The organism is Limimaricola cinnabarinus LL-001 (assembly GCF_000466965.1).
Classification (GTDB): Bacteria; Pseudomonadota; Alphaproteobacteria; order Rhodobacterales; family Rhodobacteraceae; genus Limimaricola; species Limimaricola cinnabarinus.
The window spans coordinates 1-7,582 of record NZ_BATB01000102.1; the positions used below are offsets into that span (position 1 = coordinate 1).

Consider the following 7,582-nt stretch of genomic DNA (forward strand, 5'->3'; position numbering starts at 1 on the left):
GCCGATCTCGACGCCGCCGCCCGCTCGGTCATGGCGGCCAAGCTTCTGAATGCGGGCCAGACCTGCGTCGCGCCCGATTACGCGCTGGTCCCGCGCGACCTGCTGCCGCGCTTCGTCGAGGCGCTGAAGACCGCCGCCGCCGCCCTCTATCCCGATCCCGACGGCCCCGATTACGCCGCCATCGCCCGGCCCGCGGACCGCGCGCGCCTCGCCGATCTGCTGCACGGGCTCGACGCCGTGCCGCTGATGCCCCGCGCCCCGGCGCCGCCGCGCCTGCAGGCCATGGCGGTGATCGACCCGGCCCCCGACCACGCGCTGATGCGCGAAGAGATCTTCGGCCCGATCCTGCCGATCCTGCCCTATGACACGCCCGAAGAAGCGCGCGACTTCGTCAACGCCCGCCCCTGCCCGCTCGCGCTTTACGTCTATGGCCGCGATCTCGGCGCGGCGCGGGCCGAGGTCGCGGCGATGCCCTCGGGCGGCGCGGTGATCAACGAGGCGGTGCTCCATGTCGGCGTGCACGAGTTGCCCTTCGGCGGCGCCGGGGCCTCCGGCATGGGGGGCCTATCACGGCGAGGAAGGCTTTCGCGCCTTCACCCGGCCCCGCTCGGTGATGACGGCGCGGCCATCGCTCGCCCGCCTCGTGCGCCCGCCTTACGGGCGCAACTTCGAGCGCATCGTCACGTCGCTGATCGGCCGGCGCTAGGTCCTGCCGTAATCGCGCCCGCGCCACACCGCCCGCCGCCCGCGCCGCGCGTCGATCAGCGCGCTCCACTGGATCGCCAGCACCACCATGACGCCGACCGGATGTGCCGCGACCGACAGCCATGGCTGTCGCAGCCGCCGCGCCATCGCCACCCGCGCCCCGAGCACCAGCGCGCAGCCGAGACCCGAGAGTGCGGCCGACCACGGCGCGGCCACGACCAGCGCCGCGATCAGTGTCAGGAAGGGCAGCACGTGCCCGCCAAAGAGCAGCAGCGTCCAGACGGGCAGCGCGCGCGGCGTCGCCATGCCTTCGGTCGCGTTCTTGGAAAACCCGTGCCAGATCGCGCCCGCGCTGTCATACATCCGGCAGGTCGCGACATCCGTGGCGTCGCACAGGTCGCTGCGCCCGCCCGCCTGCCGCACCCGGCGTGGCAGCTCGAGCCCGTCATGCATCCGCCCCGCGAAGGCCGCGTGCCCGCCCGCCGCGTCATAGGCCCTGCGCCGCACCGCCATGAGCTGGCCACAGCCCGCGCCAAAGGCCGGGTCGGGCCGCGCCCGCGCCATCGGCAGCGGCAGGTACCCCAGAAGCGTGGTGAAGATCTGCGGGATCACGATCGCCTCGGCCCATGTCGGCGTCACCTGTCCCGGAAAACCGCTGAGCACGTCGAGATCGCCGCGCGCCATCTCGCCCGAGAGCCGCGCCGCCGCATCCGGGGCCAGCCGCACATCCGCATCGACGAAGAGCAGCACCGGATACCGCGCCGCCTTGGAAAGCTGCCAGCAGGCATGCGTCTTGCCGATCCATCCCTCGGGCAGCGCCGCCCCGCGCAAGAGCCGCAGCCGCGGCTCGACCTCGGCCCGCGCCGCCACGATGGCATCGGTGCCGTCGCTCGATCCGTCATCGAGCACGACGACCTCCACCTCCACGCCGCGCTGTCCGAGTGCGGCGTCGAGAGCAGTCCCGATATTGTCCGCCTCGTCGCGCGCCGGGATCAGGATCGACACCGCCGCGCCGTCGCCCGCCCGTGGCGCGCGCAGCACCGACAGGTTGACGAGGCACATCGCCGCGAAAAGCGCCGCCAGCGCCAGCCCCAGGATCGACAGCGCGAGGATCATCGCTCCGCGCCCCGGCCGGAGGCGGAACCCGGCGCGTGATCGGGCGAGAAGCGCCGCCCCGAGAGCATCGCCCGCCCGCGCTGCCACAGCCCGTAGACCCCGCCCGTGCCGCGTGCGCCGCCGATCGCCGTGTCGAAGGCATCCGGATCGCGCGCCATCGAGAGCGCCGCCAGATCGTCGCAGCAGCGCGTCAGGCGCCCTCCATCCGCGCCGCGAGGTCGGAGGTGGTCTCGCCCTCACGTGCCTCCAGGGGCGCGCCAAAGCGCAAGAGCGCCTCGGGTCGCCGCTCCGACCAGAACGGGTATTCGAGCGCCAGCGGCACCGCGATCAGCCTTGGCGCGCGCACCAACAGATGCGCGGCACCGGGGCGCAGGTCGAGGGGCCGCGCCCGCGGATCGGCGAACCGCCCCTGCGCGGTGATCCAGATCACCCGGTCGGGTCGCGCCACGAGGGTGCCGGCGGTGCGCAGGAACGCCGCCGCGCCGCGCCGGTCGGGCGACACGCCGAAAAGCCCGATCCGCGCCATGAATGGATATGTCTCCAGCATCGCCGCCTCAATCGGGCCAAAGCCCCCCCGCGCCGGGAACAGCCGCTCGTGCAGCGCGATCACCACCGCCGGGTCCCACCATGACGGGTGGTTGCAATAGACCATCACCGGCCGGTCGTCCGGCAGCTCCGGCAAACCGGGCCGCGCGATCCGCACCGCGCGAAATCCGCGCGCCAGCTGCCGCCGCATCACCCGCGCGAAGAACCGCGCCATCGGCTCGGAGCGCAGCGCGGCGGGGTCGTCACTCCGCCGCGACATCCCGCGCCCCGCCAGCAGCCCCGTCCCGGCTCCCCTCCCGGCCCTCCACCGCACGGCCGCCCGCGTCGCGATCCGCCGTGTCGGCGGCGATCCAGCCCGACATCAGCGCCATCGGCATGCCCGGCCCCGGGTGCGCCGACCCACCGGCAAGGTACAGCCCCTCGACCTGCCGCGACCGGTTGCCCGGCTTGAATGCGCCCAAGACCTTGCCATGGCTCGCCAGCCCGTAGATCGCGCCGTTCAGCACGTTGTAACGCTCGTGGATGTCCTGCGGCGTCAGCGCGCGCTCGACCACGATCCGCTCGTCGATGTCCTCCATCCCGGCGGTGCGCCTGAGCTTGTCCATGATCACCTCGCGGTAGCCCGGCAGCATCGCCTTCCAGTCGTGATGCGGACGCAGATAGGGCGTGTGCACCAGCACGTAGAGCGCCTCGCCGCCCTCGGGCGCCACCCCCGGCTCGGTGCGCGACGGGGCCGCGACATAGGCGGTCGGATCGGGGGCGGGCTCGCCACGGTCATAGATCGCGCCGAATTCTTCCTCGGGGTCGCGCGAAAAGACGAAGTTGTGATGCGCCAGATGCTCGTAGGCCCGGTCGAGACCCAGATAGAGCACCACCCCCGAACAGGCCGCCTCGCGCTTGCGGGTCTTCTCGAGGCCCGGCCCTCGGCGCCGCCGACAAGCTCGGCATAGGTGCGCACGCTGTCCATGTTCGACACCACCCGGTCGCAGGCCACGCGCTCGCCCGTATCGGTGATGATGGCCCGCGCGCGCCCGCCCTCGATCTCGATCCGGCTCACCCCGACCCCGGTGCGGATCTCGACCCCGAGGCTCTCGGCCAGTGCCGTCAGCGCCCGCGGCACGGCGCGGGTGCCGCCCATGGGGTACCACACGCCTTCGCCCTGCTGCATCTGCGCGATGCCGCAAAGCACCGCAGGCGAGGCCAGCGGCGAAGAGCCGACATACTGGATGAAATGCTCCAGCATCTGCGCCACGCGTTTGTCCTTCACGTCGCGCTTGATCTGCCCCGCCACGGTGCGGTGCATCCGGAGGGCCATCACGTCCGACAGGGTCGAGAGGTTCATGCTCCCCTTGAGGTCCATCGTGTCGCGCAGATCCTCGACCGACTTCCAGAAAAAGAACTTGTCCGACACATCCGACAGCCGCCGCGCCACGCCCATGAACTTCTCAAAGCCCTCGCGGTCGGCGGGCGACAGCTTGCCGATCTCCGCCGCCGCCTGTTTCGGATCGTCGCGCAGGTCGAGCACCGACCCGTCATCGTAGAAGCACCGCCATTGCGGGTCGAGGCGGCGCAGGTCCAGCGCCTCGTGCAGATCGCGCCCGGCCTCCGAAAAGATCCGCTCCAGCACCCGCGGCATGGTGAGGATCGTCGGCCCCATGTCGAAGCGGAAACCCTCCTCTTCCAGCACCGCTGCCTTGCCGCCGAGCCAGTCGTTCTTCTCGAACAGCACGACGTCATGGCCGCGCGCCGCCAGCGTGCAGGCCGCGGCGAGGCCGCCAAGCCCGCCGCCGATGATTCCGGTCCGTGTCATTCCGCAGCCTCCATCGGCAATGTCGTCGTCAGTTCGCTCGCCCCCGGCAGGCCGATATCCTCCGCGCAGAGCCGCGCCGCGATGCGCGCGCTCTCGAAGATCGTCGGCAGGCCCGATCCGGGATGCGTGCCGCCCCCCGTCAGGTACACGCCGTCGATATCCTCGAAGCGGTTGCGCGGCCGGTAGTGGAGCATCTGCCCGAGATTATGCGCGAGGTTGAAGGTCGCGCCGTTATAGACCGCCATCTTGGAGCGCCAGTCCTCGGGGGTGAACATGATCTCGGTGCGGATCGCGGGCCGGATGTCGCGCCCGGCGAGCCTGCAGACCCGGTCGAGGATCTTCTCGCGGTAGGCGGGCGCCAGCGCTGCCCAATCCTCGCCCCCGGTGAGGTTGCCGACGGGGGCCAGCACATAGAGCGCCGAATGCCCCTCGGGCGCCAGCGTCGGGTCGGTCCGGCTCGCGTTCTGCACGTAGATCGTGGGCTCCGCCGGGGCCTTGCCCGCGTCGATCTCGGCCACGTTGCGCTGGTAGTCGGCCGAGAAGGCGATGGTGTGATGGCTCATCTCCGGCAGCGTCCCCTCGATCCCGAGATAGAGCATGAAGGTCGAGCACGAATAGCTCTTCGACTTGATCCGCTTGTCGGTCCAGCGCTTGCGCGCCGCATCGGGCACGAGCGAGGTCATCGCATGGGCGAAATCGGCGTTCATCACCACCGCGTCGGCGTCGTGCTCGCCCTTGGCCGTCACAGCACCCACAGCGCGCCGCCCTTCGAGCTTGAGCTTTTCGACAGGCTCGGAAAGCTGGATATCGACCCCCATCCGCCCCGCCACCCGCGCCATCGCCGCCGTGATCGCGTTGCAGCCGCCCTTGGGGTGCCAGACGCCGAAGCCGTATTCGACATGCGCGATGATCGTGAAGAGCGAGGGGCATTTGAACGGCGACATGCCAGATATTTCGACTGGAACGAGAAGGCCACGCGCACGTCCGGGTTCTTGAACCAGCGGTGCAGCTCCCCGTCCACGGTGGACCATGGCCGGAACTTCGGCAGGGCTTTGAGCATGTCGGGATGCGCGAGGTCGCGCAGGCTCGCGAAGGGGCGTTGCAGGATCGGGCGGAACGCCTCGAACTTGGCGCGGTTGGCCTCGAGATAGCCCGCGACGTTGCGCGCATCACGCGCGTCGATCTTCGCCACCTGCGCGGTCAGCCGATCGACATCCGCCGTGGCGTCGATGGTGCGCCCGTCGTCGAACTGAAGCCGGTACATCGGGTCGAGCCGGATCAGCTCGACCTCCTTGTCGAAGTCGTGACCGCAGGCGGCGAATATCTCGCGCGGGATCTCAGGATAGAGAAAGAAGGTCGGGCCGACATCGAAGGTGTATCCGTCGCGCCGGATCGCCCCCGTGCGCCCGCCCGGCTGATCCTCTTTTTCGAGAAGCGTCACCTCGGCCCCCGCCGCGCGCAGCAGCATCGCGGTGGCGAGCCCGCCGGGGCCCGCGCCGATCACCAGCACCTTCTTGCCGGACGCCTCGCCCATCGCGGCCAGCCGTCCCGCGATCCCGGCTCCGCCGTCCACGATCAAACGCCCCGCCGCGCGCGGCGCGCCGGGGCGCGGCCTGCCTGCAGGGAATGGATTGCAAAGCACTGCTGCGTATCTACCATCTGTGTCATTCTCTCGGTAACTGCCCCATGAAAGGGCGTTGAACCAATTAGGGCGCGGATGGGCCACGACATGCAAAAAATCGAGCCGATCCGGCCGGAGCCCGCCCCGGGCACACCGCCTGCCTCGCCGATCCGTCCGCGCGACGCTGCGTCAGAAAATTTCCCGGTGGGCTCGCTTCTGCTGCCGGCGCGGCTGCGACCGTCCGTGCGGGCCTTCTACGATGTAGTGCGCGCCGCCGACGACATCGCCGACGACCCCGATCTGCGCGCCGATGTGAAGCGCGCGCGGCTCGACGCGATCGAGTTGGGTCTGCGCGCAGATGACGCAGGCGATCCGCGCGGCCACGCCCTGCGCGCGGCGCTCGCCGCCTGCGGCCATGCCGGGGCCGAGGACCACGCCATCGCGATGCTCGCGGCCTTTCACGCCGATGTCGCGGCGCAGCCCTGCGACAGCTGGTCGGACCTCACCCGCTATTGCGAGTCCTCGGCCAACCCGGTCGGGCGCTTCCTGCTCGATCTACACGGCGAAGGCCCGCGGACCCACGCCGCCTCGGACGCGCTGTGCACCGTGCTTCAGGTCCTCAACCACATGCAGGATCTGGGCGAGGACTGGCGCGATCTGGGCCGGGTCTACCTGCCGCTCGACTGGATTCACGAGGCGGGGGCGGATATCGGCGATCTCGGCGGTACCGCGCTCACGCCCGAGCTTCGGGTGGTCCTCGATCGGGCGCTGGCCGCCTGCGTGCCGCTTCTGGACCGCGCCGCCACCCTGCCCGGCCTCGTGCGCGCGCGCCGCCTGCGCGCCGAAATCCGGGTGATCGAGACGCTGGCCCGCGCCTGCATGCCCGCCTCGCGCAGTCCGACCCCCTCGCCGTCCGCGTCGCCCCGGCCCGCGCCGATTGGTGGCGCGCCGGGCTGCGCGGCGGCCTCACGCTCCTCTCCCCGGCACGCCCCGCATGAGCGATCCGATGCAGATGGGCGTGGCCGAGATCGTCTCGGGCTCGGGCAGCAGCTTTCGCGCGGGCATGCGCGTGCTGCCAGCGCCCCGCCGCCGCGCGATCCTCGCGGTCTATGCGTTCTGCCGCGTCGTCGACGACGTGGTCGACACCCCCGGCCCCGAGGCCGAGAAGCGCGCGGGGCTGGACGCGTGGGAGGCCGAGCTGACCCGCATCCGCGAGGGCCGCCCCCGGACCCCGGTGGGCCGCGAGATCGCCCATGCCGCGCGCGCCTACGACCTGCCGCTCGAAGAGTTCGACCTCGTGATCGACGGGATGCGCATGGACCTGCGCGGCATGATCGCCCCCGATGCCGCCACGCTCGACGCCTATGTGCGCCGTGTCGCGGGCGCGGTCGGCATCCTGTCGATGCATGTGTTCGGCGCGTGGCGCGGCGAGGCGTCGCGCCGCTTCGCCCTGTCGCTCGCCGAGGCGCTGCAGCTCACCAACATCCTGCGCGACGCGAGGAGGATGCCGGGCTGGGCCGGATCTACCTGCCCGCCGAGCTTCTGTCCCAGACCGGCATCCCGCCGCCTGCCCCGAGAGCATCGCCGACCGCGCCCGGCCTGCCCGAGGCCGCGCCGCCGCCCTCGCGCTGCGCGCCCCGCGCCGCCTATGCCCGAGCCGCGCGCGAGATCGGCGCGCATTCGCGGCTGCGCATCGCGCCCGCGCTGCTGATGATGGGCCCCTACGAGCGGATGCTGCGCCAGATCGAGGCCGACGCGCACGCGCGCCGCCGCCGCGCGCGCGC

At 71.6% G+C, this 7,582-nt stretch carries 8 protein-coding genes and 3 pseudogenes; 4 read left to right on the forward strand and 7 right to left on the reverse strand.

Annotated features, from left to right (window positions below):
* Positions 1-30: 30 nt before the first annotated feature.
* Positions 31-504 (forward strand): annotated as a pseudogene (locus MBELCI_RS20195) (aldehyde dehydrogenase family protein); the annotation flags it as partial.
* A 4-nt stretch (positions 505-508) separates the two neighbouring features.
* Complete coding sequence (locus MBELCI_RS22095; protein WP_021695630.1) at positions 509-706, forward strand: hypothetical protein; 198 nt, start codon at positions 509-511, stop codon at positions 704-706.
* On the opposite strand, the gene MBELCI_RS17760 is transcribed toward MBELCI_RS22095, so the two are convergent.
* The 7 genes and pseudogenes from MBELCI_RS17760 to MBELCI_RS22115 all read right to left on the reverse strand — a co-directional run.
* Positions 703-1,821, reverse strand: coding sequence for a glycosyltransferase family 2 protein (locus tag MBELCI_RS17760; protein ID WP_021695631.1), 1,119 nt, complete (start codon positions 1,819-1,821; stop codon positions 703-705). The two genes, MBELCI_RS22095 and MBELCI_RS17760, sit on opposite strands and share 4 nt — an antisense overlap.
* Complete coding sequence (locus tag MBELCI_RS22100) at positions 1,818-1,979, reverse strand: hypothetical protein (protein WP_021695632.1); 162 nt, start codon at positions 1,977-1,979, stop codon at positions 1,818-1,820. The genes MBELCI_RS17760 and MBELCI_RS22100 overlap by 4 nt, the downstream gene beginning before the upstream one ends.
* A 32-nt stretch (positions 1,980-2,011) precedes the next feature.
* Positions 2,012-2,626 carry a lysophospholipid acyltransferase family protein gene (locus MBELCI_RS17765; RefSeq protein ID WP_021695633.1) on the reverse strand — a complete coding sequence of 205 codons (615 nt, stop codon included), beginning with the start codon at positions 2,624-2,626 and terminating at the stop codon, positions 2,012-2,014.
* Complete coding sequence (locus MBELCI_RS22105; RefSeq protein WP_235047693.1) at positions 2,610-3,047, reverse strand: phytoene desaturase family protein; 438 nt, start codon at positions 3,045-3,047, stop codon at positions 2,610-2,612. Before MBELCI_RS22105 ends, MBELCI_RS17765 begins: the two co-directional genes overlap by 17 nt.
* Positions 2,975-4,177 carry a phytoene desaturase family protein gene (locus MBELCI_RS17770; RefSeq protein WP_021695635.1) on the reverse strand — a complete coding sequence of 401 codons (1,203 nt, stop codon included), beginning with the start codon at positions 4,175-4,177 and terminating at the stop codon, positions 2,975-2,977. Before MBELCI_RS17770 ends, MBELCI_RS22105 begins: the two co-directional genes overlap by 73 nt.
* Positions 4,174-5,208: a phytoene desaturase family protein gene (gene crtI / locus MBELCI_RS22110; RefSeq protein WP_369385492.1), complete on the reverse strand. Its 1,035-nt coding sequence runs from the start codon at positions 5,206-5,208 to the stop codon at positions 4,174-4,176. Before crtI ends, MBELCI_RS17770 begins: the two co-directional genes overlap by 4 nt.
* A gap of 125 nt (positions 5,209-5,333) precedes the next feature.
* Positions 5,334-5,711 (reverse strand): annotated as a pseudogene (locus tag MBELCI_RS22115) (FAD-dependent oxidoreductase); the annotation flags it as partial.
* Between the two features lie 195 nt (positions 5,712-5,906).
* Between MBELCI_RS22115 and MBELCI_RS22820 the strand changes: the two are divergent.
* Both MBELCI_RS22820 and MBELCI_RS17785 read left to right on the forward strand, forming a co-directional pair.
* Positions 5,907-6,614: pseudogene (locus MBELCI_RS22820) on the forward strand (squalene/phytoene synthase family protein); the annotation flags it as partial.
* A gap of 178 nt (positions 6,615-6,792) precedes the next feature.
* A complete protein-coding gene (locus MBELCI_RS17785) occupies positions 6,793-7,509 on the forward strand; it encodes a squalene/phytoene synthase family protein (RefSeq protein WP_235047695.1) in 717 nt (238 codons plus the stop codon).
* Positions 7,510-7,582: the final 73 nt, after the last annotated feature.

What these genes read in the sequence shown, in the direction of transcription:
- MBELCI_RS22095 (WP_021695630.1), top strand. Translation starts at nt 509, where the DNA reads ATGTCGGCGTGCACGAGTTGCCCTTCGGCGGCGCCGGGGCCTCCGGCA.
- MBELCI_RS17760 (WP_021695631.1), bottom strand. Translation starts at nt 1,821, where the DNA reads ATGATCCTCGCGCTGTCGATCCTGGGGCTGGCGCTGGCGGCGCTTTTC.
- MBELCI_RS22100 (WP_021695632.1), bottom strand. Translation starts at nt 1,979, where the DNA reads ATGGCGCGCGATCCGGATGCCTTCGACACGGCGATCGGCGGCGCACGC.
- MBELCI_RS17765 (WP_021695633.1), bottom strand. Translation starts at nt 2,626, where the DNA reads ATGTCGCGGCGGAGTGACGACCCCGCCGCGCTGCGCTCCGAGCCGATG.
- MBELCI_RS17770 (WP_021695635.1), bottom strand. Translation starts at nt 4,177, where the DNA reads ATGACACGGACCGGAATCATCGGCGGCGGGCTTGGCGGCCTCGCCGCG.
- crtI (WP_369385492.1), bottom strand. Translation starts at nt 5,208, where the DNA reads ATGGTCCACCGTGGACGGGGAGCTGCACCGCTGGTTCAAGAACCCGGA.
- MBELCI_RS17785 (WP_235047695.1), top strand. Translation starts at nt 6,793, where the DNA reads ATGAGCGATCCGATGCAGATGGGCGTGGCCGAGATCGTCTCGGGCTCG.